The organism is Levilactobacillus lanxiensis, assembly GCF_016861655.1.
Classification (GTDB): Bacteria; Bacillota; Bacilli; order Lactobacillales; family Lactobacillaceae; genus Levilactobacillus; species Levilactobacillus lanxiensis.
Map to the genome: position 1 here is coordinate 19431 of NZ_BOLN01000005.1, position 25280 is coordinate 44710.

At 53.3% G+C, this 25280-nt stretch carries 23 protein-coding genes and 1 other RNA gene; 4 read left to right on the forward strand and 20 right to left on the reverse strand.

What is annotated here, in order from left to right; all coding sequences use genetic code 11:
• Positions 1-534 precede the first annotated feature (534 nt).
• The 4 genes from JUF22_RS07065 to JUF22_RS07080 form a co-directional block, all read right to left on the reverse strand.
• Positions 535-867: a YjcN family protein gene (locus JUF22_RS07065; RefSeq protein ID WP_203644990.1), complete on the reverse strand. Its 333-nt coding sequence runs from the start codon at positions 865-867 to the stop codon at positions 535-537.
• Between the two features lie 128 nt (positions 868-995).
• Positions 996-2570: an ATP-binding cassette domain-containing protein gene (locus JUF22_RS07070; protein ID WP_203644992.1), complete on the reverse strand. Its 1575-nt coding sequence runs from the start codon at positions 2568-2570 to the stop codon at positions 996-998.
• Between the two features lie 621 nt (positions 2571-3191).
• Positions 3192-4847 (reverse strand): formate--tetrahydrofolate ligase, encoded by a 1656-nt coding sequence (locus JUF22_RS07075; RefSeq protein ID WP_203644994.1) that lies wholly within the window; start codon positions 4845-4847, stop codon positions 3192-3194.
• On the reverse strand, positions 4847-5263 hold the full coding sequence (locus JUF22_RS07080; RefSeq protein WP_203638297.1) for an EbsA family protein: 417 nt from the start codon (positions 5261-5263) through the stop codon (positions 4847-4849). Before JUF22_RS07080 ends, JUF22_RS07075 begins: the two co-directional genes overlap by 1 nt.
• Positions 5264-5300: 37 nt before the next feature.
• Between JUF22_RS07080 and JUF22_RS07085 the strand changes: the two genes are divergently transcribed.
• Positions 5301-5705 carry a ribonuclease HI family protein gene (locus JUF22_RS07085; RefSeq protein ID WP_203644996.1) on the forward strand — a complete coding sequence of 135 codons (405 nt, stop codon included), beginning with the start codon at positions 5301-5303 and terminating at the stop codon, positions 5703-5705.
• Here JUF22_RS07085 and JUF22_RS07090 read toward each other — a convergent pair.
• The 4 genes from JUF22_RS07090 to JUF22_RS07105 all read right to left on the reverse strand — a co-directional run bounded on the left by JUF22_RS07090 (position 5681) and on the right by JUF22_RS07105 (position 10475).
• Entirely contained in the window at positions 5681-6805 is a 1125-nt protein-coding gene (locus JUF22_RS07090) for an NAD(P)/FAD-dependent oxidoreductase (protein ID WP_203644998.1), read from the reverse strand. The genes JUF22_RS07085 and JUF22_RS07090 overlap by 25 nt on opposite strands.
• A 739-nt stretch (positions 6806-7544) precedes the next feature.
• Positions 7545-8147, reverse strand: coding sequence for a nitroreductase family protein (locus JUF22_RS07095; protein WP_203645000.1), 603 nt, complete (start codon positions 8145-8147; stop codon positions 7545-7547).
• A 105-nt stretch (positions 8148-8252) separates the two neighbouring features.
• Positions 8253-9758, reverse strand: coding sequence for a carboxypeptidase M32 (locus tag JUF22_RS07100; protein ID WP_203645001.1), 1506 nt, complete (start codon positions 9756-9758; stop codon positions 8253-8255).
• A 198-nt stretch (positions 9759-9956) separates the two neighbouring features.
• Positions 9957-10475 (reverse strand): TetR/AcrR family transcriptional regulator, encoded by a 519-nt coding sequence (locus JUF22_RS07105; RefSeq protein ID WP_203645003.1) that lies wholly within the window; start codon positions 10473-10475, stop codon positions 9957-9959.
• A gap of 200 nt (positions 10476-10675) precedes the next feature.
• On the opposite strand from JUF22_RS07105, the gene JUF22_RS07110 reads away from it, so the two are divergent.
• Entirely contained in the window at positions 10676-11347 is a 672-nt protein-coding gene (locus JUF22_RS07110) for a CPBP family intramembrane glutamic endopeptidase (RefSeq protein ID WP_203645005.1), read from the forward strand.
• A 105-nt stretch (positions 11348-11452) separates the two neighbouring features.
• Here JUF22_RS07110 and JUF22_RS07115 read toward each other — a convergent pair whose 3' ends face one another.
• The 10 genes from JUF22_RS07115 to JUF22_RS07160 form a co-directional block, all read right to left on the reverse strand.
• Positions 11453-11797 carry a hypothetical protein gene (locus JUF22_RS07115; RefSeq protein ID WP_203645007.1) on the reverse strand — a complete coding sequence of 115 codons (345 nt, stop codon included), beginning with the start codon at positions 11795-11797 and terminating at the stop codon, positions 11453-11455.
• A gap of 234 nt (positions 11798-12031) precedes the next feature.
• Positions 12032-12511 (reverse strand): 8-oxo-dGTP diphosphatase, encoded by a 480-nt coding sequence (locus JUF22_RS07120; protein WP_236000741.1) that lies wholly within the window; start codon positions 12509-12511, stop codon positions 12032-12034.
• Positions 12508-13593: an acyltransferase gene (locus tag JUF22_RS07125; protein ID WP_203645012.1), complete on the reverse strand. Its 1086-nt coding sequence runs from the start codon at positions 13591-13593 to the stop codon at positions 12508-12510. Before JUF22_RS07125 ends, JUF22_RS07120 begins: the two co-directional genes overlap by 4 nt.
• Positions 13594-13902: 309 nt before the next feature.
• Entirely contained in the window at positions 13903-14097 is a 195-nt protein-coding gene (locus JUF22_RS07130) for a hypothetical protein (RefSeq protein ID WP_125762487.1), read from the reverse strand.
• A 174-nt stretch (positions 14098-14271) separates the two neighbouring features.
• A complete protein-coding gene (locus JUF22_RS07135; protein WP_203645014.1) occupies positions 14272-15582 on the reverse strand; it encodes an ammonium transporter in 1311 nt (436 codons plus the stop codon).
• Positions 15583-15973: 391 nt separating this feature from the next.
• On the reverse strand, positions 15974-16339 hold the full coding sequence (locus JUF22_RS07140) for an HIT family protein (RefSeq protein ID WP_203645015.1): 366 nt from the start codon (positions 16337-16339) through the stop codon (positions 15974-15976).
• Between the two features lie 3 nt (positions 16340-16342).
• Complete coding sequence (locus tag JUF22_RS07145; protein WP_203645017.1) at positions 16343-17485, reverse strand: THUMP domain-containing class I SAM-dependent RNA methyltransferase; 1143 nt, start codon at positions 17483-17485, stop codon at positions 16343-16345.
• 122 nt (positions 17486-17607) lie between these two features.
• An RNA gene (gene rnpB / locus JUF22_RS07150) (RNase P RNA component class B) lies at positions 17608-17987 on the reverse strand.
• Between the two features lie 19 nt (positions 17988-18006).
• Positions 18007-18360 (reverse strand): cell division regulator GpsB, encoded by a 354-nt coding sequence (gene gpsB / locus JUF22_RS07155; RefSeq protein WP_125762477.1) that lies wholly within the window; start codon positions 18358-18360, stop codon positions 18007-18009.
• Between the two features lie 55 nt (positions 18361-18415).
• Positions 18416-18985 carry an SLOG family protein gene (locus JUF22_RS07160; RefSeq protein ID WP_203638320.1) on the reverse strand — a complete coding sequence of 190 codons (570 nt, stop codon included), beginning with the start codon at positions 18983-18985 and terminating at the stop codon, positions 18416-18418.
• Positions 18986-20427: 1442 nt separating this feature from the next.
• On the opposite strand from JUF22_RS07160, the gene recU reads away from it, so the two are divergent.
• Both recU and JUF22_RS07170 read left to right on the forward strand, forming a co-directional pair.
• Positions 20428-21030 (forward strand): Holliday junction resolvase RecU, encoded by a 603-nt coding sequence (recU, locus tag JUF22_RS07165; RefSeq protein WP_125762473.1) that lies wholly within the window; start codon positions 20428-20430, stop codon positions 21028-21030.
• Positions 21031-21075: 45 nt separating this feature from the next.
• Positions 21076-23400, forward strand: coding sequence for a transglycosylase domain-containing protein (locus JUF22_RS07170; protein WP_203645019.1), 2325 nt, complete (start codon positions 21076-21078; stop codon positions 23398-23400).
• Between the two features lie 64 nt (positions 23401-23464).
• On the opposite strand, the gene JUF22_RS07175 is transcribed toward JUF22_RS07170, so the two are convergent.
• A complete protein-coding gene (locus tag JUF22_RS07175; protein ID WP_203645021.1) occupies positions 23465-24397 on the reverse strand; it encodes a LacI family DNA-binding transcriptional regulator in 933 nt (310 codons plus the stop codon).
• 24 nt (positions 24398-24421) lie between these two features.
• A complete protein-coding gene (locus tag JUF22_RS07180) occupies positions 24422-25225 on the reverse strand; it encodes a Cof-type HAD-IIB family hydrolase (RefSeq protein ID WP_203645023.1) in 804 nt (267 codons plus the stop codon).
• Positions 25226-25280 lie beyond the last annotated feature (55 nt).

Genomic DNA, 25280 nt, shown 5'->3' on the forward strand with positions numbered 1-25280 from the left:
TACGCATCTGGTCTCATTTAATCTCACACTTCCGTTGTCCACCGACCATCTCGTAACTGGTAGACGTGGTCGAACAGTGGACGGACTACGGTCTTCACCTTCGCCTAAAAGCCCCGAAAACCGCGGGTCTTTCAGGTCGTCCCGGGCTGTAAGACCGGAAGCCCACCGGTCAAACACCCCCGACACAGGTAGTCACCTCACTGGTCTCTGGCTCCAGGATTCAAACAAAGTTAGGCCGTTTCCCTGTCTCAGACTTAGATGATTTCATCAATTTTTAGTTACCGCCCAGTCAAATCCCCCGGCTGGGCCATTTTGACCACCCGCACGGCTGACGTTGACGCGTTTGTTTCAAGGAGCAAAGTGACTTCCCGATTTCTCTTGTTCGACTTAACCCCGGATTATTGACGAACAAGATTCTCCACACAAATAGGCCAGTCCGAATCGGAAAAACGCGATTCGGACTGGCCTATTTGACTGACAATGTAAAATTTTAAGAGAGAATCCAGGATTCAGCTTACGACAAAACAATTTGAACTAAGCAGGATCGTAGGCTAATTCAGCCCTATAGAACATTTCCCCACTCTTCTTCTCTTTTACTCCGATAACATAAGTGTCGAAGCCACCCATGTCCGAACCAACTTGTACAAGAACCGAATAGTAGGCTGCTATATGTTTGCCTGAGTATCCCGTACTATCCTTCTTTGCCATTTTGCTTGGAAAGGCAAATACAGCTGCAAATGGATGCAAGTTTTCTAGTATACTCAAACGTACAGCATTCTTAGGAGTAAATGGAACAAAAAGGAGAAGTAAAATCGCTATAACAGTACACGAGGATACTAGCAATCTTTTCACTTTTTTACGTACCAAATGTATTTCTCACCGCCCACAACATTTCTTTCTGTAATTAAGTGTATATCAAACTAAAAGTAATTAGCAATACCAATGATTTTATTTTATATCCATTTTAATCAATTTTTACTTGTCTCGTTTTCAGCTCACACTTCCGCCGTTAACTGACCGTCCTGTAGCTGATAGACGTGGTCAAACAACGGCCGGACTTCCGGTGGGATGTGGTGGTCGACTTCAATGATGGTCTTGGGCAAGCGCAGAATCGTTTGGTGAATGGCGATTGAGGTTTGCTCGTCCAGGGACGCCGTGCCTTCGTCGATGAAGATCAACTCGCGGTCGAACAGAATCGCGCGGGCAATCTCTAGCCGTTTCACCTGCCCACCTGACAGGTTCTGACCCTCATCCCCGATTTGATAGTCCAAGCCATCGCGGTCGATCAGGTCCATGAGACCGGCCTCCTGACACGCGTGGGTGACCGCCGCGTCCGTGAAGTCTAAGCCCAATGTCAAATTGAAGCGTAGCGTGTCGTCAAACACAATTGGCGACTGGTTGACCGTGCTCATCCCCGCGTACTGCTTGACGGGGCCGCCGTTGATGGCGACTTCTCCACTGGTCGGCGGCAAGGCGCCATCAAGCAGTCGCAGTAACGTCGTCTTCCCACTGCCGGATTCACCCTGGATCAGAATCTTTTCGCCCCGGGCGACGGCGAGATTAATATCCTGTAAGATTGGCGTCTCCTGTCGGTTGAAGCTGAGTTGCGTTAGGGTCAACGTTTCAAAGCCAGACGTGACCGTCGCCGGTTCGCTAACGGGTTGGACCGCGTCCTTGATGCGTTGGCGAATTTTGCCGGTACTGTTCAGCGTATTAAAACTATTCACGACCTCTCCAGCACTGTTAATGATCCAGTTTGACGAGTACTGAATCGCAACAAACTGGGACAAGCTGATACGACCTTGAATCGTGGCGTAGATTCCAATGCCAATGGGAATCAGGGTACACACGTAGAAAATGGCTTCCATCACCGCATTAGACAGCGCGATTTCATTTTTCATGGCGGCGTTGGCGTGCTCCACGTTTTGAATGGCCGCCGTCGTCTTCGGTTCGATTCCCGGCAGTGACCGGTATTGACGTAACGCCAGGGCCCCTTTTAACACGTCCTTCAGCGTACCCGACCACTGGCTGTTGCGCTGTGACCAGGCCTCGCTACGCACATTGATTCGGTTCCGGAATAGACGGGGAATCGCCGAGGGAAAGATCATAAAGACGATGAAGACCAGCGTCAGCTCAACGTTGTTGGCCAGTGAATAGGCCAGGGTCACGACGCAGGTCACCAGCACGCTGATTAACGCAAACAGCTGGCGAATGTAGTTGTCCTCCAGTAATTTCAAGTCGTTCATAAAGAAGGACAGGTTCGTCGCCACAAAATCCTTAGAATCCACGGTCCGCCGCTGTAACAGTCCCCGCAACAGCTGTGTCTTCAGCCGCCGATTGACCGTGACCACATTTTTATTGATCACGACCGTATTCAAATACGTGGCCAGACTGAACCCAAAGTAGCCCAAAATGATGACGACCACAAACGGCACGATCCAACTAATGTGTTTGGTCTCAATGATATGGAAGATAAAGGCGTACATCGCAGCATTAAACGGCGTCGACAACCCCGCCAGCACCGCGGTAAAAATTGCCAGCCCCACTAATTTCTTATTCACAAATTTCATTGGCCCACCCCTTTAAAAACTATCCCAGTGAAAAATGCTTTCTAATCATTTTTCGCTGGCAGCTACCCTTTTCGTTAATTATGCCAATCTCCGACCCAAAGGACAGCAAAAAGCGCTAGTTCCCAATCATTTAAAAAGGTAACTAACGCTTTATCGATTATTAGGCGCGTTAAACTACACACGCGATGTTTATTTTAATTTCGAACTGGATTCGACCACTAGCAATTTAACGACCGATGCCAATCCACCTAGTCTGTTTTGATAAAAAGTTCAGGTGCACTGAACCTTGACAGCCAGAACACTCACACGACAAGAACACGGCGTCTTACTAGGTTAAATCCGTGTCAGCCGCAGGGCTGGGAAAACTGGGCCGGTCGTGGAAGTGACCAGAGGCGCGCCAAGGTGACCAGCTGTGTCGATGGTCTTGGCTGGGGTACTTTCCCAGCCTAGCCCATGGGACAACCTTTGAGGCCGCCCCTCAGGCTCAAAGTTGAGGTGGAAGCCCGCTCTTTGGCTGGAACCGGCCCCACAGCAGGGCACCTTGAGCGCGCCGCCGGGAACGGACGCGACCAGGCCCATTTTCACCAGCCCGGAGGCGCAAACAAACACACAATTTAACCCTTAGAACAACCCCGTGATCTTGCCGTCTGCGTCGATGTCCATGTCCAGTGCGGCCGGGTGCTTTGGCAGCCCGGGCATCGTCAACACGTTCCCCGTCATGGCGACCACAAACCCGGCCCCCAACCGTGGCGCAAACTCGCGCACGTGAATCGTGAAGTCCGTGGGCGCGCCCAGTTGGTGGGCATCGTCCGTCAGGGAGTATTGGGTCTTCGCCATGCAGACGGGTAACTTGTCCCAGCCATGCTTAGCGAAGGTCTTCAACTGGCGAGCGGCCTTAGCCGACAACTCGACCTTGGCCCCACCGTAGATTTTTTGGGTGATGGCCGTCATTTGCGTCATCAGGTCCGCGCCAGCTGGTGCGAGACGCATGAAGTGCTTAGGCTGTTGCGTGGCCGTGACGACCTTTTCGGCCAACTCAGTGGCACCGGCACCCCCATCGGCCCAAACGGTCGTGGTGGCGACGGGAACGCCCCAGGCGGTCACGTCAGCGGTTAGGGCCGCAATTTCTGCGTCCGTATCACTGGTGAAGCGGTTGATGGCGACCACGACGGGCACACCGTACTGTTGCATGCTGGTGATGTGGCGCTTTAGGTTGGCACTCCCTTGTTGTAGGGCGTCAAGGTTTTCTTCTTCCAGGTCGGCGCGCTTGACCCCACCATTATACTTGAGGGCCCGCACCGTGGCCACGATGACCACGGCGTCAGGCGTTTGACCGAGAACGGGGGTCTTGATATCCATGAACTTTTCCCCACCGAGGTCGGCCCCAAAGCCGGCTTCCGTGACGGCAAAATCGCCGAGTTGCAGGGCCGTTTGGGTCGCCAGCACTGAGTTACAGCCGTGGGCGATGTTGGCAAATGGCCCACCGTGAATGATGGCCGGGTTGTGGGCCAACGTTTGGACCAGGTTGGGCTTGATGGCGTCCTTCAACAGGAGCGTAATGGCCCCACCGACCTTCAAGTCGCCGACCGTCACCGGTTCCTTGTCATAATTGTAGCCAATCAGGATGCGGTTGACCCGGCGCTTAAGGTCCGTCAGGTCTTCACTCAGGCACAGCACGGCCATTAATTCACTGGCCACGGTAATGTCAAAACCGTCTTGCCGGGGCACCCCGGACGTCCGGCCACCCAGGCCAATAACGGTCTGGCGTAGCTCACGGTCGTTGATGTCCAAGACCCGTTTCCACACGATTTGGCGGGGGTCCAGGTTCAGCTCATTACCCTGTTGGATGTGGTTATCGATCAGAGCGGCCAGGGTATCGTGCGCTTCAGTCAGCGCGTGCATGTCCCCGGTGAAATGGAGGTTGATGTCTTCCATGGGCACTACTTGGGCGTAGCCACCCCCGGTCGCGCCACCCTTCATCCCCATGACAGGACCCATCGACGGTTCCCGCAAGGCTAAAACGGTTTGGTGGCCCAATAGGTTCAGGGCATCCCCCAAACCCACGACGACGGTCGACTTGCCTTCACCAGCGGGGGTGGGGTTGATCGAGGTGACCAGCACCAATTTACCTGGCGTGTGCTTGCCCGTCAGTGGCAGATTGATTTTGGCCTTGGTATGGCCGTAGGGTTCGATCTGGTCGGGGGTCAAACCGACCTTGCCCGCCACCTGTTCAATGGGTTCTAGCTGTGTTTTTTGTGAAATTTCAATATCGCTCACTAATTTTCCTCCTTCACGCCGTTGGCAACCATCGCATCCTGCAAGAGGCTGGCGAGTTCGATTGCCGAGTTCCGTGGTAATAAGAATTGATAAATTTTGCCCTGCGCCACAATGCCCAACCGGTACCGGGACTGTTGCACGCTGCGGACCTGGTTCAACGGAATGACTAGGTGGTGGTGATTCAAGACGGTACTGACCGTCAAGACGCCATTGGCCATGGTAATATTTCTAAAATGAATCTCTAGCCAGCACAAGAACGCAAAGGCCACGAAGAACCCCAGCGTATACCAGTTAAAATGGGTGACTTCGAGCCAGAAGATGGCCCCCATCAACAGGACGATGAGCGTCCAGCTCCAGTTGATAATGCTGCTGAGGGGATTCGGTTGATACAAAAATCGTCGTTCCTGGGTTATCATTGGTTTAAACACCTCACGAAAGAATTGGAGTGATTCCATGTTTTCTCTATATACGGACGCCGCGACACAACCCCAGACGGGTCTGAGTGCCGGGGGCATCTTGATCATTCACGACCACCAGCAGACGCAACTGAGTGCGCCACTGACGGCCACGACCAACCACACCGCCGAGTTTGAAATTGCCCGGTTAGGCTTTGAAAAATTGGCCACGTTAGCGACCGACCCGGCGCACACGACTGTCCTATTTTATACCGACAGTCAAATCGTCAACGATAGCGTCGCCAAACATTATGCCAAACACTACCAACACTTGGTCGACGACCTGTTGGCCGCGCAGGCCCCGTTTCAGCTGGTGCTCACGCAATGGGTTCCCGAGAAGCAGAACCGCGGCGCACACACCCTAGCCAATCAGGCCCTTCATTCTGCCGAAGACGTTAAGTAAGTCGTCAGTGGTAGCTCATATTCGCTCCAGTCCGGCGTACCGCCGTACAGCGCGGAGCCCGCTAACAACCGGCCCACTTGCGGCCCGGTCGTTAAGCCGGATGAGCCCAGTCCAGAGGCCACGAGGAATTTCTCCTGGTCCGGAATCGGTCCAAAGAATGGTGCGAAGTCAGCCGTGTAGGCCCGTGTGCCCACCCGGACGCCCGTGATATTGTCCGCGGTCACGTCAGCCATCAGCCGTTGGGCACTGCCCAATAGATCGGCGGTGACGGCTGGGTCGGCGGCGAGATTAAACTTCCCATCGTCCTCGTGGGTCGCCCCGACAATTAGTTTGCCATGGCCAAACGGCACGAAATCACGTTCACCCTCGGGCATGACGACGGGCATATTTTCATTCAACGGATAATCCTTGACGGCCAGCTCAATCAGCTGGCCTTTTTGTGGTCGGACGGCGGCGTTGATGCCCAGGGGTGCCACAAGTTCCTTGAGCCAGGCACCGGCCGCGATAATGACGCGGTCAAACTGCCGCGCCCCCAATGACGTCAGAACTTGGCCCTGAGCGTCGAGACTGACACGTTCGCGACGAATCGTCAGGTTCTTCTGCGTTGCTTTAGCCAGCAGGCCGCTAACTAAAGCCGCACCGTCGACCCGCGCTCCACCAGTGATGAAAACCCCGGGTTGGGCCCGCGACAACAGGGGCACTTTGGCCTGGACCTCGGCGGCATTTAACGTCGTGACGGTCCCCATGGTCGCGGCGTCGTGACGGCGTTCCTGGGCCAAATCAAACAGCGTTTCCAGGTCCGTGGGCACCTCACGGGTCACAATGGTCCCGGTCTGTTGATACACGTCGGTGCCCAGCTGGGCGTCGTGAATCAGTTCGGGGAATAGATCTGCCCCGGCCTTGGCCAGCCGGTACCAGCGTTGATTCCGGCGCTTAGACAGCCACGGCGAAATGATGCCCGCGGCGGCCGTGGTCGCCTGTCCGGTCCCGTCATCAAACAACGTGACCTTCGTCTGCTCGCTTCCGGGCAAGGTGCTTAAATAATACGCAGCGGTCGCACCCACGATACCGCCGCCAATAATGGCAATGCGTTTTTCCATAACGATACTGACCCCCTAATATTAGTGTTAGAAAGCACAAGTTAACGCCCCAACGTTAACTTAACTGGTCTGACCGTTCCCGGCGGCGAGTTCAGGAAGCCCTGCTGTGGGGAACGCTTCCAGCCTGAGAAGCGGTCTTCCAGCTCGCCTTGAAGCCTGGAAAGTTCCCAGTCTCCAAGGTCGTCCCATGGCCTAGGCTGAGTGAGAAACCTCAGCCAACGCCATCGACACAGCTGGTCATCCTGACTCGCCTCTGGTCACTGACATCGACCAATTAAGGTAACGTGGCCTTACTGCCTGGTAAATCCGCTCAGATAGGCCGAACAAGCTTGAGACCTGCGCCGGTCAAGGTCAAATCAGAGAGTCCGTGTGCGTGACCAGAGGCGGGCCAAGGTCCCCCGCTGTGTCGATGGTCTTAGCTGAGCGGTTTTTCTCAGCTTAGAGCATGGGACGGCCTTGGAAACGGGCGGTTTTTGCCCGGTTTCAAGCCGAGGCGGAAGACCGCCCCTCAGGCTGGAGTCGGCCCCACAGCAGGGGTCCTTGAGCACGCCGGCGGGAACAACTACCACGGGCGCTCTGATTTTCACGTTGGCCAAGACCTGGTTGGGGCGCGTGATAGCACGCTTTCATTTTAGCATAACTCATCCCCTGAAAGCGGCCGCAAAGTTCCCCTTAACCACAAAAGAACCCCGAACACGCGCTATGGCGTGGCCCGGGGTTCTCTTTTATTTTGGTTAAATTACTTGAAGACCATGAAGCGGTCGTCGTCATTCATGTAATCCTTGGGGTCAGCGGGACTTTCGATAGAACCGAAGTCCAGTTGGGCCCGCAAACGCCAGCTAGCTGGGACGTTGAAGGCTGCACGCACTTCGTCATCGATCAGGGGGTTGTAGTGTTGTAAGTTGGCACCCAAGCCATTTTCAGCCAATGACGTCCAGACGGAGAATTGGGCGTTCCCCTGTGATTGTTCGGACCAGTCCTGGAAGTTGTCCGCGTAGAGTGGGAAGTTGTCTTCGAATTCCTTGACCGTCTTGGTTTCGGTAAAGAAGAGCACCGTCCCAAAGGCTGCCTTGAAGCTGTTGATCTTGGCGGTCGTCTTGGCGAAGGCTTCTTCGTTAGGCACCTCTTGCTTCAGGCGGTCAATCACGATGTCCCACAATTTTTCGTGAGAAGCGCCGTATAAAATGATGGCGCGCGTCGTTTGGTTGTTGAAAGATGATGGGCCGTTCTTGATGTTATCTTCAATCAAGGCTGTCAATTCATCAGGCGTTTGCTTAACGTGACGACCTAAGGCGTAGATGCTACGGCGTTGTTTGGCTAATTCAGTAAATTTCGTTTCCATATTGATAAGTGACCTCACTTTTTTAAGTTAGCTTCCCGTTTATGGGCAAGTAGTTTCTTTTTAAAACTTAAAGCCAAGTGTATCACTTACTTTTAGAAAGTAAAGCTATTTGTTCTGAACCTGATACGCCGTCTTGAACGTCTGGGTCATCCAGTCCAGCCAGTATTGCGGATTGAGTGGCTCCCCCGTCACCCGCTGAACCAGCTCTTGTGGCGTCACGCTAGCGCCCAAGCGGAAAATATTTTCCCGCCGCCACTCGGTGATCGGTGCGTAGTCGCCGCTGGCTAAGATGTCCGCCACTGGGAGTGTCTGGCTCATTTTGTGGTAGAACTGGGCCGCGTAGATTTGCCCCAACAGATACGTTGGGAAGTACCCGAAGTCCCCACCCGGCCAGTGAATGTCCTGCAGGATGCCTTCGGTGTCGTTAGCCGGCGTGATGCCCAGGTATTCCTGATACTTCTGGCGCCACAGGGCCGGTAATTCCGCCACCGTGGTTTCCCCATTAAAGAGGGCCTTTTCTAATTCATAACGGACGATGATGTGTAACGGGTACGTTAAGGGATCGGCCTCGGTCCGAATCAGCGTTGGCTTAGTGGCCATGAAGCCCTGGTAGAACGTAGGCTCATCGATGTCCGTAAAGATATTGCCAGTGGCGGCCTGGAAGCGACCGTACGCTCCCTGCCAAAATGCCGGGTTCCGGCCAATGAAAATTTCATTAAAGAGCGATTGCGACTCGTGCAGACCCATCGAAGGCGCATTAGACAGTGGCGTGTAGTCAAAGTCCGGGTCGAAGTTTTGCATGTACAGGCCGTGCCCCGCCTCGTGAATCCCACCTAGCAACGACATCTGAAAGTCGTGGACGCCATACCGGTTGGTAATCCGGGCATCATTGCGGTTCAGTGGCACCGTGAACGGGTGAATGCTGCGGGACAGGTCTCCCTTGTTGAAGTCATACCCCAAGCGTTCAACCGTGGCGCGGACCACCCGCTCCTGAACGTCTTCGGGTACGGCACGACTCATGAAGTCTACCCGCGGGTCGGTCCCCGTCGCAATGATTGCGCGAATGCGTTTGATGCCCGCCTTTAACGTTTCCATGATGGGGTCCAGCTGCGCCACCGTCATCCCCGGCTCGTATTGGTCGAGCAACACGTCGTAGGGCGTGGCCTGGCCATTTTGCCAGTAAGGGATGAATTGCTTTTGGTAGGCGACAATTTTTTCAATATACGGCTGGAGAACCGTAAAGTCCTGGGCCTCACGCGCCGTCTCCCAGACCTGTTGGGCATCCGAAACCGTTCGCTGGTAGGCTGCGTAATCGTCCGCCGGAATATCATGGTTCAGGTCGTACTCCCGTTTGACCAACCGTAAGACCTGCTGTCCCTTGGCATCGAGTGCTTCGGGATGTTCCGTAAAGTATGCAATAAACGCGCCCATCTCGGGTCCCGTGGTCAACGCCATTTCCTTGGTGCCGATGTAGGCCGTCAGTTCACCCCGAAAACTTGCCCCATCCTTGGGGAGGTACGTGCGGGCGTCCCAGCCCACGAGGGATAAATTCATGTCTAATAAACTAATCTGCTTCACCAAAGCCAGGAAATCCGCTTCCGTTTTTGCCATGGTAACCGCCTCCAAATATCAAGATGGATTTAGTTTAGCATGGTTGCTTCTAAAAAGCCCGTGAATTTTCTCATTATATTCTAATTGACGAGTTCGACTAAAACACTGTCTTGACGCGGATACTGTCACTTTGTGATTATTTCACTTATTTTTATTATTTCTTGTGAATTATTAAACTATTTGTTTTAATCTGTTCCTCTATAATAAGTGTGTAATCGCTGTCACAACCCAGTTCACAATAACCTGATCCTGTGGGTATTGAACCAGAACGCCCACTAAGAACGTCCAAACTGTCCGCCCTGTTTGCGGTGTAACCGTCGTTTGGCCTTGTTGAGTGGCATATAGAGTCAGCACGGTCGTTAAGCTGACCGGCGCTGGCAATGGTGCCGTCAAAACAAAGGCCACGGCTTGGGGATGTTGATCCGCGTAAGTTAAAAGATTGCTGACCATGTGTTGGAGCATGGTTGTCGCATCCGCCGAATCCAACACATTTTCCCGTAAAGTGGCCGTTAATTCCGCCGTGATTTCCGTTCGCAAGGCTGCTAGTAAACTCGCCTTGTCCGGAAAATGGCGGTAAACTGCGGCTGGTGTCACCGCCAAAAATCGGGCGATTTGCCGTAAAGAAAGTTGCTCGGCCCCAGCCGTTTCAAGTTGCTGTCGGGCCTGTTGCTGAATTGCCGCTGCTAGATTTTCGCGATGGTAGGGTAATTTTGTCATAGGGGGTGAATTCCTTTCGTAGTAACGTTTATAAGCTTATGTTAACACTGATTACTTTATATGTAAACAGCGTTAACATATACCGTTAGTGGTGCTCACTTCTATTTTTAACCAATCCTTACACATTTTTACGTCCCTTCTCCCGGCTACTTGTCTTACAATAAAGTTAATGCGTCTATTCAAAGAAAAGAGTGTCGTCTATGTCTGAACCCGTCTCCAATCGTCGCCTTATTTTGCAATTCATCAGTTGTTGGTTCATCTGGCTGGCTGTTCAGGTCGGTCTCAACAGTCCCATCGAAAAGCACCTGACCGGTTGGCCGCAAGAATTAGCGCTCGATGCCATTAAGCTAGTCGTCTGGTTAGGGCTGGCCTGGTGGTTCATCCATCAAGCCGACCACAGCCATCAACGCCTCACCCTGAGCAACGCTAAACAGTGGCAGCCAGCGTGGCGTTTCGCGGCCGGCTATGTCGTCTGGGGCATCATCATTGTTTACCTGCTGGGTGAATTTTGGTTGGCCCATCACGGCCTGAACGTTAACCACAATTTCATTCCCCAATTCTGGGGCCGGTACTTCCTGGTCGTCGGGGTCAGTGAGGAGTTCCTGTTCCGGGGCTACTTCCTAAATGCCCTGTTGCAGAAATTCTCGCTCACCACCGCCAACGTGATTCAGGCACTGGCCTTTGCCAGCATGCACATCCCCCGTTACCTGACGACGGTTCCCGCCATGAGTCCCATGCTGTGGATCAGCAATCTGGTCTCCGTCTTCCTATTGGGCTTACTCTTCGGATGGTTGTACGCCCGTAGTCATTCTCTGTGGCCCGGCATCGCTACGCACATGACCTGGGATATCTTGGTCACCCTCTTTGGATAAAAAGAGTGGGCCTGGCGGCTATTCGCCTATTTCAGCCATACAGCATTAGAAATCAAAAGCGTCTGGGAATTTTTCATCCCAGACGCTTTTTTTCGTGCAATCAGGCTAGGCCCGGACACGTTGCTTCAAGAACCCTAATAGAACACTTAAAAATGCAAACGGTAAAACAAAGCTAAACAGAGCCGTGAGTAAGACCGGAGCCACCGTCAACGTTAAGACGACATCGGCGATGCCAACAATAACGCTCACGCCTAGTAACAGCCGCCACCAGCCACGACTAATACGTGGTTGGTACGTCAGCCCGTACACCAGTAACGTGAGGGCCGTCGTCAACAGTAGTGCCCGATCAATCATTGGAATTGCCAGCAGGCCGGTCATCCCTAGGGCCACGACACTCAGCCCGATAAAGAAGTAACCGTACCAGCGTTGCGTTTGAACAGTTGATTTCACGATTATCGCTCCCTTTATCACAATCTTTACACCTTTAGTTTACCCGTTTTTGTAACCGCTTACAATAGATAAACGTTGCTTGCTTGGTAAAAATATCAGGATAGTGCTCGTGTAACCGCCTTGCCGGTCCTCTAGCTGACTGGCGATTTCTCTAGGCGTTGAGTCGACGAAAAAAGTCGCCAACGTCTCTCGACATCAACGACTCTGCACATATCTATTCTAATCAACTGGCCTTTACGACTCGTCCCGAAGATCATCGACCAGCGGCCCGTTCCAGCCATCGCTGACCACGGCCGGAACCTCGTGATTGAAGACCCGCAACAATGCCGTCATGCTCTCGGCACTCTTTTCCGGCGTCATTTCGCTAAGTGGCAACCAGCCGACCCAGCCCTCATCACTAGCCTTTAATTCGCCGGTAAATGTGTCCCCGCGGTACAGCAAGCCCAGCTTCCGTTTTTGCCGAGACGCGTCGAACCACTCACACGTCCCACAGAAATCAACCGTCGACAACTGCAGGCCGGTTTCCTCGAACACTTCCCTGACAGCCGCCTGAGCACAGGTCTCGCCAACTTCCACGTGGCCGCCGGGGAAACTATGGCCCGCCTTCCAAGGCACGTTCACTTTATCCTCCACCAAAACGCGTTTGGTCTGGGGATCCGTGACCATGATCATCGTGACCAATTCAACCGGTTGGGTTCTATCGCGTGTTGTCATTTTGCCACCATTCCTTTCGTCCATTGCCAAATCCTATGTATGCCGTACGTCGTCGCAAACGACCAGGCCCAGGTCAACAGGTAGCTCACCAGAATACCGCTCACGGGATGGGCCGCCGTTAACGCCTGACCGCCGAAGCGCCAAATCAGTGCGAGCCAAAAGACGTTGGCCAAGTAGGCGCGGTACGCGTAGGTCGCTAACCAGTGAATCACCACCGGCCCACGAGCACGTTGCCGTTGTTGCCACGCGGCCAGGCTTGCCAGCAAGCCAATCACACACAGACCATAGAAAACCGTTGCCGGTGCGTAGTAGCTACTGCGAGCCAGTACGATTGGCCGTCCCGTGGCCAGCAGGTCGTTAGCTTGCCAGACCAGCGCGCCAATCGCACCGCACAGTAGCGGTACCCACGCCCACCGCCATTGCCGAATGTGGGGCCAAGCCAGCCAGAGCAGCATGCCCAAGACCGCATAGAGGGCAAAGCCCCAAAAGACCCGATCGAGCAAATACCAGCGACCGACCCGTGCGGCGGGCGTAATCAGTCGTTGATAGCTGACTACCCAACCGAACATCCAGGCACCGCTCAAGCCCGCGGTCCACCAGAACCGGCGCCGCGTCGTGACCTGCCGCCGAATCGCCCACCAGAGGGGCACCAGCAGAATAATCTGCAGCATCATGGTGTTGTACCACAAGTGTGGCGCGGCATTTCCGTTAATCAGCTGCCAGCCAAACTGGCCCAGCGTCGCATACGGGTGATGCTGTTGCAGTTGGGGTTGCAGGAGCAAGTACGCCAGCGACCACCAGACTGTCGGCACGCCTAACGCTGACCACTGTTGCCGCAGATACTGGCCATAGGTCGGCTGCGTCACATCCGTCGTTCGAATCGTGGTAAAGAGAATGCCACAGATGAAGGCCGGGGCCGTAAATTTCACGGCCAGGTAGACCCAAGCGAGGCCGACCTGCATCGACTGGCCGGCCGGGGTGGTTATTGCCCAGCTCAACACTGTCTGCAGCATGACCGCTGTACAGGCAAAAGCCTTGAGGTAGTCGCCGGCATCCGCCGACGTTGTTTGTTGTTCTGTCACTTTTCGCTCATCGCCTTTACCCCCTCATTTTAGCAAGCCGAGGCGCGCCCTGTAAAGACGCAAACCAGTACGTTCTTTCGACACGACAAAGAGTCATAACTCCAGACGCCGTTTTGCGTACCAGTTTATATGGCCGAAACGTGCGACAAAAAGGCAGCCGGTTCCGCTTAAAACTACTAACCAAACAATCCAAGACCAGGATTGTTCGGTTAGTAGCCTTAATGCTCGCCGGCTAACCGCCTTTTGTCCCACTCTCCAACAAAAAAGACGGCTCACCGGCCGTCTTTATTTTTTCGATTCTCTTCAGATTTAAGCTTCGCGATTGTTTTTCTTTGTTAGCTTGGTCATCAAATCTTCGATTCCGTAGCATGCCAGTCCTAAACCAGCAAAGGCTACTGGAAAACCGAAGGCCCACATTGGTGACTTCATGAGTAAGAGCACCAGGCTCAGCCCACAAACCGCTAACACAACTAAGGCAATCAGTGCCCATTGATCTTTATTCATTATAATCCCCCCAAGATTGTTCAAACGCGTGTCCCCTAAACACACCCTTAGTTTAGCAACTTCGGAGGCAAACGGCAATCATCTAGGACAACCTTAAGAAAGTCACTAACTTTACTGAGTGGCCTGTGTTGCGGGAGGCTTTGAATCTGCCGTCAAGAACAGCCAACCACCAACTCATTTTTGCAGGTGCTGGAGCTGTCCCTTGAACTCGGGCGCATACAGTTCCTGATCCGGCCGATAATCCGTGAGCTTTTCACTGAGGCCAACCGTGTAGTCGACCTGCTCACCATGTTCCCCCTGATCCAGTCCCATGGCCTCTTCGGCCGCATCGACCCGCATTGGTGTCAACCGGCGCAACAGTAAAATCAAGCCGCTGCCCATCGCAGCGACCAGGACAATCGTCAGGCCCGTTGCCAAAAGTTGAATCCCCAGCAAGTGCCAGCCGCCACCATAAATCAACCCATTTTGGGTGACCGCTGGGTTAACGGCCTTGCTGGCAAAGACCCCCGTCAGGATACTACCGACGATTCCGCTCACCCCGTGACACCCAAAGGCATCCAGGGCATCATCGACCCCCAGCTTGGGTTTTAGAAGCGCGATGAACCCGTAGCTGGCTAAGGTCGCCAAGGTGCCAATTGCCACGGCCCCCATCACGGTCACGTAACCGGCCGCCGGGGTGATGGCGACGAGTCCGCAGAGCGTGCCGGTACAGACACCGACCAACGTGGGTTTGCCACTCGTCCAAATATCCAGAAACATCCAGACCACCATCGCCGTGGCCGTGGCTACCGTACTGGTAATTGCCGCCTGAACGGCCACGTCATTGACGGCTAGGGCACTGCCGGCGTTGAAGCCGTACCAGCCAATCCATAAGATGGCCGTCCCTAGCAGGACCCACGGCAAATTGTAGTGCTGACCGGGATGGTCCTTGGCTAACCGCGGCCCCAACCAGGCCGACAGTACTAAAGCCGTTACCCCGGCGTTGATGTGCACCACGGTCCCGCCAGCAAAGTCCAAGACACCCAATTTAGCCAGCCATCCCGCCGGACTCCAGACCAGGTGCACCATCGGGTAGTAAATGCAGACGGACCACGCCAGCAGAAACAACAAAAGAAATTTAAACCGAATTCGGCCGACTACAGCCCCGACGAATAAGGCTGGCGTAATAATAGCAAACATCATTTGAAACAGCGAGTACACGCCAACTGGAATGTGGCTGGCGGTCAGGCTGGCCAGGTTAACGCCAGCCATGAAGGCATGGTGCAAGTTGCCCACGACACCCAACACATTGCCCGAAAATGACAGTGAGTAGCCGACGAACACCCACAACAAAATGGCCACGCCGGTCATGATAAAGACCGACAACATCGTGTTGACCACATTTTTCTCGGAAACCAGGCCCCCGTAGAAAAAAGCTAATCCCGGAGTCATGAACAAAACTAAAATACTGGCAATCAACACGAATGCTGTATTTGCAAGATTCATTAGCGGCGCCCTCTTTACGTTTGATGTAAGAAATCCTAACACTGATTTCGAACAAAGTCACGAGTGAGTTTTCAAAAATAACGGGTTGGCTGGGACGTTTAACGAACCAATTCCGTTAGTACCAGTTGTTTTCATGAAATTGTTAAGATTTGGAAACGAGTGACATCTTCTGACATTGCCTGCATTTTTCCTAACAAATTGACACTGACAACAAGAAAAAGCCCAAGTCCTGGTAAGCTGGCGTCACCACCGCTTACCAGGACTCAGACTATGAGTCGGCTATCGTTTATTTTAGATTCAGTTTTTGCCGGCCGTCACAAAAAACGAATCCAGACCGTGAAGTCCAAATTCGTTTCGTCAATTTCTATTTTCGTTTCAACCGACTCAAACCCTAAACGGCCCGCGGAATCATCTTACGGATGCCGCCCCGCGGATCCTTGACGTCCCCTTCGTACCGGGGAATCAGGTGAATGTGGGCGTGCATGACCGTTTGACCGGCGGCCGGTGCCACGTTGATGCCAATGTTATACCCGGCCGGCTGAAATTTTTCATCCAGCAAAGCCTTGGCCTCAAAGGTCAACGCATCCATCGCCGCTCGTGTTTCGGCTGGCACATCAAAGTAGGTCGCGTAGTGTTGCTTGGGGACGATCAACAGGTGACCGCGGCGCACGGGATGGTTGTCCCAAAACGCCTTGGCCAAGTCATTTTCTAAGACGATACTGCTTTTCTGGCAAAAGACACAATCCGTCTTAATCATGGCTTACCCCTGGTGCCGTGGCTTGCGCTTACCCCAGAACTGGAAGTAATCGGTCCGCAAAGCCCCGTTATACAGCTTCCGCGTCTTAGTGGCCTTTTGACCATAGAAGTGTTCAAACTCCAAATCAGCCGTTAAAATGTACTTCGACCAATCCGTTAATGGCTTGAATACTTGTCCCATTTGTTTGTAAAGTTCACGAACGGAAGCCTGATCACTCAGACGTTCCCCGTATGGTGGGTTGGCCACGATGACCCCATCTTCCATGTCCGTCTTAAAGTCTTGGACGGCTAACTGGCTAAACGTGATGTCTTGTGACAAGCCGGCCTCTTGGGCGTTACGCTTGGCAATGGCCACCATATTTTCATCAATATCGGTCCCAAAAATCTGCAGAGGCGTATCGTAGTCGGCTTTAGCGTCGGCTTCGTCACGTAACTTATCGCTCAATTCTTGGGGCACCCAATCCCAACTCTCGCAGGTGAAGTCCCGGTTAAACCCAGGGGCCAGGTTGCGGCCAATCATGGCTGCTTCGATAGGAATAGTCCCAGACCCACACACGGGATCCCAGAACGGCATATTCTTGTGCCAACTGGTCAGGGCAATCAGAGCAGCGGCCATGTTTTCCTTCAATGGCGCACCCCCCTTGCCGACCCGGTAGCCCCGCTTAAACAGACTTGAACCGGTGGTGTCCAGCGTCAACATGACGTGGTCCTTATCGATCATGACTTCCAAGGGGTAAGTGGCGCCGGTTTCGGGCATCCGCGTCCGCCGGTGATAAACGGCCGCCAATTTCGTGGCAACGGCCTTTTTCACGATGGCTTGGGCGTCGGGCACACTGTGGAGCTGAGACTTCTTCGAACGGCCTTCCACTGGGAAAGCAGCGTCCATGGGGAGCAGTTCGTCCCAGGCCACGGCCTTAGTGGCTTCAAACAGTTCGTCAAAGGTCACGGCATCAAATTCTGCCACGATGATCCGAACCCGGTCCGCCGTCCGTAACCACAGGTTCGCCCGCAGCACGTCTTCAATCGTCCCGTCAAACCGGACCCGGCCATTTTCAACCTGGGTATCGTACCCGAGGTCTCGTAACTCACGACCGGCAATGGCTTCGATCCCACTGGCAGTGGCCGCGTATAAATGAAATTTCTTCATAACGTCCTCCTTACTTCACTTTACTGAATTGCTAATTTTTACACTGTTCTTGGGCATTTAACCCGATTATAACCATAAAAAAAGGCGGGAGCAAGCTCCCACCTACCTGACATGGTGCAAATCCCTGTAAGCCATGTTTTGTACCACCCAACCGTTTCAGGCAAACGATTGACTGGCAGTAATCATCTATCTCGAGAGTTTCCTCTCCCCCCACATTTCGTTCATTTCCATATGTGAAGCGCCCCTACCAAAAGTTTGGGTTGCCCGCTCGAGGGGTTTACCGCGTTCCACCGCCTAAGTTTCCTTAGACGTATCGTCACTGTGGCACTTTTCAGGGATACTAGGGCATAGCCGAAGCCGTAGCCGTGTTTTCCCGCCGTTACGTTATTGCTAACGTCCCCCGGCTTATTTTTTCACCGAGCACGAACACTACAGACATCTCAGTCTGTGCGAGCATGGACTTTCCTCAGCCGACATAAGCCGACCGCGATTACTCAGGATTTACACCAGTCTTTATAATTCTACAAACGATGTGACTCGTTTGGATCATTATCTAATTGTGAACCGAAAACGTGCCGTTCCAAATTGGAGAGCCGCTTCAAAATGTCCATGTTGGTGACACTTGAAGTGGATTGGCTGGTTGTCGTTGCTGCTGGTTGACTTGCACCCACTTGCACTTGGCGTGTGAGTTCGTCGACCTTAGCCAACAACCGTTCGTTTTCTTCTTGAAGCCGTTGATTCTCCTTCACAAAAGTATCGTAGTCCTTGATAACGTTATCCAAGAAACTGTCGACATCGTCGGGATCATACCCGCGCATCTTTTGACGAAATTGCTTTTGCAAAATCTCTTTAGGAGTAAAATTAACGTTTTCCATTGATCATTACACCTCGTTATCCTAATCAAACCGGCGATATCTATAATACCAGTTTTTACTCAAATTGGGAACCATTATTTTTATTTTCTTGATATTCGTTGGCACTTTCTTGTAACCAATCCATATCTATCAGCGTTAGGGGGTAAGCATGTTGCTCTTGAAACCGCGTCACAGCGCGATAATCATACTTAGGTTTCCCTTCAACCTCTAAATCATAAACCATTGCGGCCTCATCTGTATGGGATAACATAAATTCTTGATAGTTTCTTAACTGTTGGGGCCCATGATAGGGTTGTTCGCTAACTGACTGATGAAAATCAACCTGGCTCGCTAGTTGGGCATACAGCCCCCGGTTATTCTCATTCCAGTTACCGCCAAACTCAGCAAATGGGGTCATCATCGCAATTTTTAATTCAGGATAGTCCGGCTTTAACGCCAGGCCCACCTCAATCGACCATTGCTCGACTCCCAGCTGACCACCCGTGATCAACCAGTCAGTCCCATCTTCAATCTTACCGATCAGCATTTTTCTCAATGCATCCTTGATGACCAGGAGCTTCGGGTCTTGATTGCCAAAAACACCCAGTTCATAACTGCGGTAGCCCGTCAACCATAACCGACTCATCTCGCGGCCTCCTTTACCGGTACCTTACCAGTGTAGCGAAAAAATCCGGCCGACGCAATGAAAAAAGCAGATAGTTGGGAAAAGAAAATCGTTGGCTTACGCCTCCGGGCTGGTGAAAATGAGTCGTGACGCTGTGGGCGCACGTCTGGAGCCAAAGATCGGTCTCCAGACTTACTTTGAGCCGCTGAGAAACGCGTCTCAAAGATAGCAGTTGCCTAAGCGGGAAAACCGCTAAGGCAACTCCCACGGCTTAACTCATTTTCACCAGCCCTGCGGCTTACACTTGTTTGGCCCGCAACTATCTGCCTTTTTCTTGCAGTCGGTTGATTGCGTCATTGCGTCATCCAAATTTTCTAGTTCATTAGTCTCGACCATAAATACTGATTAACCTCGGAGCGTCTTAGACCAAATTGATATTTCCCCTTCTGTTCATACTGATCTATTTTCTTTTCATCACCTGTAGCCCACACCTGTTTGAAACGTAGCCATTCTCTTTCACTTACGACGAATTAACTTCTTCATTCAACTTTGTTTCTATAATCCCAATGGTCCTTGACCGTCAATACAAATTAAATTTTATCTGGTTTTAGCTCAGCGTTCTGCAACGAAATAAACTTCATCACCGCTGACCACTAAGTCTCGTTTAAAACGTAACCGGAATTTTTCTTACGACGATTTCCCCAAAGGCCACATAACTTACATCTATAGAAGATTACTTCGAGTCGTAGATGCTTATCAAACGCGTTTGTGCTAGCCAACAACCCAACACTCTTCATCAACTCACCAAGAAAGCCAAAGAAAAACAATGTCTGCACTCACCACAAACAACATTTCTACAATCCCTAGCCTAACCAAATCCCCCACCTAAATCAGTCCACCCCGTAAGCATTCACTTAAGTTCCGTTTAAGTTCGGCCGTTTTAACCATTTATAGACCAGTTAGAGTTTTTATTTCTGGGTCAGCTTGGTATAATATCAATAACTGGGCCACAATCCCATTCGACCAGTTGCTTAAAAATGTCACGCAGGCCTTCATGTGCTGGCTAACCTACTATGTCATAACAAAACACAAAGCACCGGCTTAGTCGTTACCTACCCACGCAGCTGACGCCCAACACAATGTCAGCCGCAGAGCTGGTGAAAATGTGCCCGTTGTGGGAGTGACCAGAGGCGCGCCAAGGTTCCCGGCTGTGTCGGTGCTCTTAGCTGAGTGAACTTCTCAGGTTAGTGCACGGGACAACCTTTGAGACCGCTTCTCAGGCTCAAAGTTGAGGTGAAAGCCCGCCTTTCAGGCTGGAACCGGCCCCATAGCCGGGGACCTTGAGCGCACCGCCGGGAACGGATGCGACGCGGCTCATTTTCACCAGCCCGGAGGCGAAGGACAACACAATTTAAAAGTCAACTGCGAATGGGTAGTTGCAAGGCAAGGAGGGTGAGGAGTCAATGACTATTCGGTATCCCAATGGGAATGCCTACCAGGCACCAGCAGCAAAGACGGGGCCCAAGTTCCCCAGCACCTACACCAACTACGGTAAGCGGGGTATGACGCTGGAAGAGGAACTTAACGAAAGCAATACCTACTATGAAACAACCGGGGTTGCCGTCGTTCATAAGAAGCCTACGCCCATCAAAATCGTCAAGGTCGATTACCCCAAGCGTAGCGCGGCCGTCATCAAGGAAGCCTACTTCAGTACGGCCTCCACGACCGACTACAACGGAGTCTACCAGGGCCACTACCTGGACTTTGACGCCAAGGAAACGCGCAATCAGTCGTCGTTTCCCTTGAAAAACTTTCATCAACATCAGATCGATCACATGCGGGCTTGTACCGCTCAAGGCGGCATCTGTTTTGCTATTATTAAATTTGTCACCCGCCATGAGGTTTACTTGTACCGTGGGACCGACCTGTATGATTTCTGGGACGCACAGTTAAAGGGCGGCCGTAAGTCCATCCCCTACGCAGAAATTGCGGCGAACGGGATTCAGATTACCGCCGAGCTCCAACTGCCCATTCCCTATCTCAAAGCCGTGGATCAGCTTCTCTAATCGTTTCATCCGAGCTGAACACGTTTAAACACAAAGGAGATTACCATGTCTAGTAACAATACCCCTCGACAGACGCGTATGAGTCGTAACGCCGAGCGTAAGCCAAGCGGTCCCAAGAAGCCGCATACTGGCTGGCGGACCTTCCGCCGAATTCTCTTCGTCATCGTTGCCATTGGCGTTTTTGCCATTCTGGCCGGCGCTGGCCTGTTCTTCTTCTATGCGCAGAGCGCGCCCAAGATTTCCGAGGGTGCCCTGTCCAGTGATACCTCAACGCGAGTCTACGACGCCAATGGTACCGTGATTTCGCGGCTGGGCGCTCAAAACCGGAACTACGTGAAGACCAAGAACATCCCTGACACCTTGAAGAATGCCGTCGTTTCCACCGAAGACCGGCGTTTCTACAAGAACAACGGGGTCGACCCTATCCGGATCCTCGGGGCCGCCTTCGCCAACGTCAGTGGGTCTTCCCTGGGGATGCAAGGGGGCAGTACCTTGACGCAACAACTGGTCAAGCTATCCGTCTTCTCCACCGCCGCTTCCGACCGAACGTTGAAACGTAAGGCCCAGGAAGCCTGGTTAGCCCTCAAGGTCGACCACGACTACTCCAAAGACCAAATTCTCGAATACTACATCAACAAGGTTTACATGGGGAACGGGGTCTACGGAATGCAGACGGCCGCCCAGTACTACTACGGTAAGACGCTAAAGGGCTTGGATCTCGCCCAATTAGCCCTCCTAGCCGGCATGCCTCAGTCCCCAACTAATTACGACCCCACCACGTACCCGGCCTTAGCCAAGAAACGGCGGGATCTGGTGCTGGAGGCCATGGCCAAGAACAACGCCATCACCTCTGCTCAGGCACAACAAGCCGAAGCGACCAGCATTACCACTGGCTTGGTCAAGTCCCACAGCAAGTCGACCAGTACCAGTGCCAAGACGACCAAGGTCATCGACGCCTACCTCAAGCAGGTTTACGCCGAACTGAAGTCTAAGGGCTACAACACCACGACCGGTGGGTTGAAAGTTTACACCAACCTGGACATGGGCGCCCAAAAGCAACTGTACAACATCGTCAACGGCACGGCCTACGTGGCCTTCCCTTCCGACAAGTTCCAAGTGGGTTCCACGATCGTCAACCCGAACAACGGGAAGGTCGTCGCCATGATTGGTGGCCGGAAGACCGGGAACGTCACGTTTGGCCTGAACCGGGCCGTTCAAAAGGACCGGTCCAGCGCTTCAACGGCTAAGCCACTGATGGACTACGGCCCCGCCATCGAGCACCTCTACTACCCAACCTACGAACCCGTGAAGGATACCGCCTTCACCTACCCAGGAACGACGCGGAACCTTTACGACTGGGATCGCAAGTACCAAGGAACCATTACCATGCGTAAGGCCTTGGTTGAATCACGGAACATCCCCGCTGTCCGGACGCTGCAAAACGTCGGCATCAAGCGGGCCACCTCTTTCCTGAGTGGCTTAGGGATGGACTTTGATAAGACCCTGACCCTGCAAAATGGGATTGGGTTGTACATTTCCTCCGAACAAGAAGCTGCGGCCTACGCTGCCTTCGCGAACGGTGGGAACTACTACAAGCCGTACCTGGTTTCCAAGGTCGTCACGCAGGATGGGAAGGCCCACAAGTATTCCGCCAAACCTAAACGGGCCATGTCCGCCGCCACGGCATTCATGTTGACGGATATGATGAAGGGCGTCATGACCAATGAAAATGGGTCCGGGCGTTCAGCGGCCATTTCCGGGCTGTATCAGGCCGGGAAGACTGGGACTGACTCCTACCCTGATGATTACGCGGACAAGGTGCCTGACGGCGCAACCATGGACTCCTGGTTCACGGGTTACACCAAGAACTACGCCATCTCCGTTTGGACCGGATACGACAAGCAATTCCAGACCGGCCACTACGTGAGTGAAACGCAGACCACCATTGCCCAGGAAATTTACAAGTATGAAATGTCCTACCTGGCCAGCAAGTCGACCAATTCCGACTGGACGGCGCCAAGTACCGTGACCGAGACGACGCAAAACGGGAGTAAAGAATACTACATTGCAGGTCACGCCGGGACGGTTGCGGACACCACGGCTACCAGCCAATATGGCTCAACCAACACGACGAGCTCATCGGCTTACAGCAACAACAGTCAAGTCACGACCAACAACAATACCACGCAGACCAGTTCTTCCACGACGGAATCCAGCACCAGCAAGGAATCATCGAGCACGGAACAGACGCCTGGTGGCAATGGTAACGACGACGGGGATGATACGGGAACCACTTCAACCGAATCCTCTTCGGCAACGACCACTGAGAAGAGTCCCTCAACGGCCAAGACCACTGACGATAACAAATAGCCTCCGTTAACACGAAGCGCCCCACCGAATTTTTTCGGTGAGGCGCTTTTTAAGTCCCATTTATTTAACGGCGCAGCAACAGGTCGGCCGTTACGGGCACGCTGGCTACTCGCCCGGTTGCCGCCAGGTCAAAGGCCGCGGCCCCGATTTGGCGAAAATGATGATCGATTGTGGGCAGGCCCAGAAGTTGGCCCGACACCTGATTCTCCTGACCCATCAAGGCTGGCGCTGTTCGGTGCTGATCCAGGTACCCCTGCCGAATGCCGGTGGCAATGTCATCCCCATTACTAAAAATATAATCCAAGTCGGTGTTTTTTGCCAGATCAGTAGCGACGCGGTAGCCGTCCTGATAGGTGGTCACGTCCGTCTCAACAACGGCGGGAGCGCAACCAAAGACCCGTTTAAAGGTCGCCAGAGTCGCTCGACTTGTAGCACTCAAGGTGGCGTCACGACTCAGCGTCAGAGCAATGTGCTGGTAACCCTGCCCCTTCAACCAACGAAACGCCTGTAGATAGGCAGTTTCACGCTGGGAGTAGGCCGCCGCCAAGGGCTTGGTTCCCGGATTTTCGCAACAGACCACGGCGCCGTATTGCTGGGCCGCCACCAATTCCGTCAAGGGAATTGCCCGCGACGTGAAGATCAAGGCATCAAAGGCCTTGCGGTGCAGTTGTGTCAGGTAGGTCCGTTCTAGGGCTGCATCGTACTTGGATTGCAGCAGGACCACGTTATAGTCGGCCGCAAACGCCGCACTGGAGATACCATTCACAATTTCCGTGAAGAATGGTGCATTCAGATGGGGCACTACCACACCAACGTTGGCCGTACGTCCCTGACTCAGGTCCCGGGCAATGTCGTTGGGCACGTAGTCTAGCTGCGCAATGACCGCTTGAATCTTGGCCGCAGCGGTCGCTGACACATACCCGCTGTGATTGAGGGTCCGTGAGACCGTCGCAGGTGAATACCCGGCCAGCCGGGCGATGTCCCGAATATTTGCCATGGTCATTGCTCCCTTCTGTCCGAGTTAATCCGTTAGTTTCAGATAATGCCGCATCCCGTACACGACGCCATCCTCATCGTTGGTCGTGGTCACGTAGCGTCCGACCCCCTGAATCTCGGCCGTGGCGTTCCCCATCACGACGGGCGTCCCCACCGCTTGGAGCATGGGTAGGTCGTTGTGACCGTCCCCAAACGCCGCAGCTTCTGTAGCGGCGAGTTGCCGCTGGGCTAACAAATAAGCCACGCCTTGTGACTTCAAGGCCCGCCGACTGGTGATTTCTAGGTAGGACTCGCCGGACTGCTGAATATTGACGGGCAAGCCTAGTGCCGTTAATTGCTGCGCTAACTCTAGCCTAACCGCTGGTGCGCTGACAATCAACATAATTTTCATCAGCTGCCGGCTCTGCGCGAGTTCGGCCAATGACTGACGTACAATCACCGGGCTCTGATGCGTCAGCGATTGCTCGTGTAAAATCCCCGTGTCCACCCGCTGCGTATACCAGGTCGTTTGGTCGTAAACACTGACGCTAACCGTTGGAAACGCCCGTTCAATCAGTCTGAGCAACTGCACGCTGGCTGCCACTGGCAAAGCATGCTGGACCAAAGCCGCTCCGGTCACCGGGTCAAAGATCAGACCCCCGTTAAACGCAATCTGTGGGGCCGTCAGTCCCAACTGTTGAATCGCCGTGGCCATTTCCAGTGGGGCCCGGGCCGAGACCAGGGTGACCGGGACGGGGCTGGTCCGCACCGCCGCAATCGTGCCCGTACTCAGTTCACCCGTGCTGGTTAATAGTGTCCCGTCCATATCTGAAAAAATTTGTTTGATCACGTCGTCCACTCCTCTAATTTTTCTAACTGATTCTAGCTTACCGTGTGGAACGCGT

Bases quoted from the DNA above. Each gene is read 5' to 3' on its own strand.
- JUF22_RS07070 (WP_203644992.1), bottom strand. From the start codon at position 2,570: ATGAAATTTGTGAATAAGAAATTAGTGGGGCTGGCAATTTTTACCGCG.
- JUF22_RS07080 (WP_203638297.1), bottom strand. From the start codon at position 5,263: ATGATAACCCAGGAACGACGATTTTTGTATCAACCGAATCCCCTCAGC.
- JUF22_RS07085 (WP_203644996.1), top strand. From the start codon at position 5,301: ATGTTTTCTCTATATACGGACGCCGCGACACAACCCCAGACGGGTCTG.
- JUF22_RS07090 (WP_203644998.1), bottom strand. From the start codon at position 6,805: ATGGAAAAACGCATTGCCATTATTGGCGGCGGTATCGTGGGTGCGACC.
- JUF22_RS07095 (WP_203645000.1), bottom strand. From the start codon at position 8,147: ATGGAAACGAAATTTACTGAATTAGCCAAACAACGCCGTAGCATCTAC.
- JUF22_RS07100 (WP_203645001.1), bottom strand. From the start codon at position 9,758: ATGGCAAAAACGGAAGCGGATTTCCTGGCTTTGGTGAAGCAGATTAGT.
- JUF22_RS07105 (WP_203645003.1), bottom strand. From the start codon at position 10,475: ATGACAAAATTACCCTACCATCGCGAAAATCTAGCAGCGGCAATTCAG.
- JUF22_RS07110 (WP_203645005.1), top strand. From the start codon at position 10,676: ATGTCTGAACCCGTCTCCAATCGTCGCCTTATTTTGCAATTCATCAGT.
- JUF22_RS07120 (WP_236000741.1), bottom strand. From the start codon at position 12,511: ATGACAACACGCGATAGAACCCAACCGGTTGAATTGGTCACGATGATC.
- JUF22_RS07130 (WP_125762487.1), bottom strand. From the start codon at position 14,097: ATGAATAAAGATCAATGGGCACTGATTGCCTTAGTTGTGTTAGCGGTT.
- JUF22_RS07135 (WP_203645014.1), bottom strand. From the start codon at position 15,582: ATGAATCTTGCAAATACAGCATTCGTGTTGATTGCCAGTATTTTAGTT.
- JUF22_RS07140 (WP_203645015.1), bottom strand. From the start codon at position 16,339: ATGATTAAGACGGATTGTGTCTTTTGCCAGAAAAGCAGTATCGTCTTA.
- JUF22_RS07145 (WP_203645017.1), bottom strand. From the start codon at position 17,485: ATGAAGAAATTTCATTTATACGCGGCCACTGCCAGTGGGATCGAAGCC.
- gpsB (WP_125762477.1), bottom strand. From the start codon at position 18,360: ATGGAAAACGTTAATTTTACTCCTAAAGAGATTTTGCAAAAGCAATTT.
- JUF22_RS07160 (WP_203638320.1), bottom strand. From the start codon at position 18,985: ATGAGTCGGTTATGGTTGACGGGCTACCGCAGTTATGAACTGGGTGTT.
- recU (WP_125762473.1), top strand. From the start codon at position 20,428: ATGACTATTCGGTATCCCAATGGGAATGCCTACCAGGCACCAGCAGCA.
- JUF22_RS07170 (WP_203645019.1), top strand. From the start codon at position 21,076: ATGTCTAGTAACAATACCCCTCGACAGACGCGTATGAGTCGTAACGCC.
- JUF22_RS07175 (WP_203645021.1), bottom strand. From the start codon at position 24,397: ATGGCAAATATTCGGGACATCGCCCGGCTGGCCGGGTATTCACCTGCG.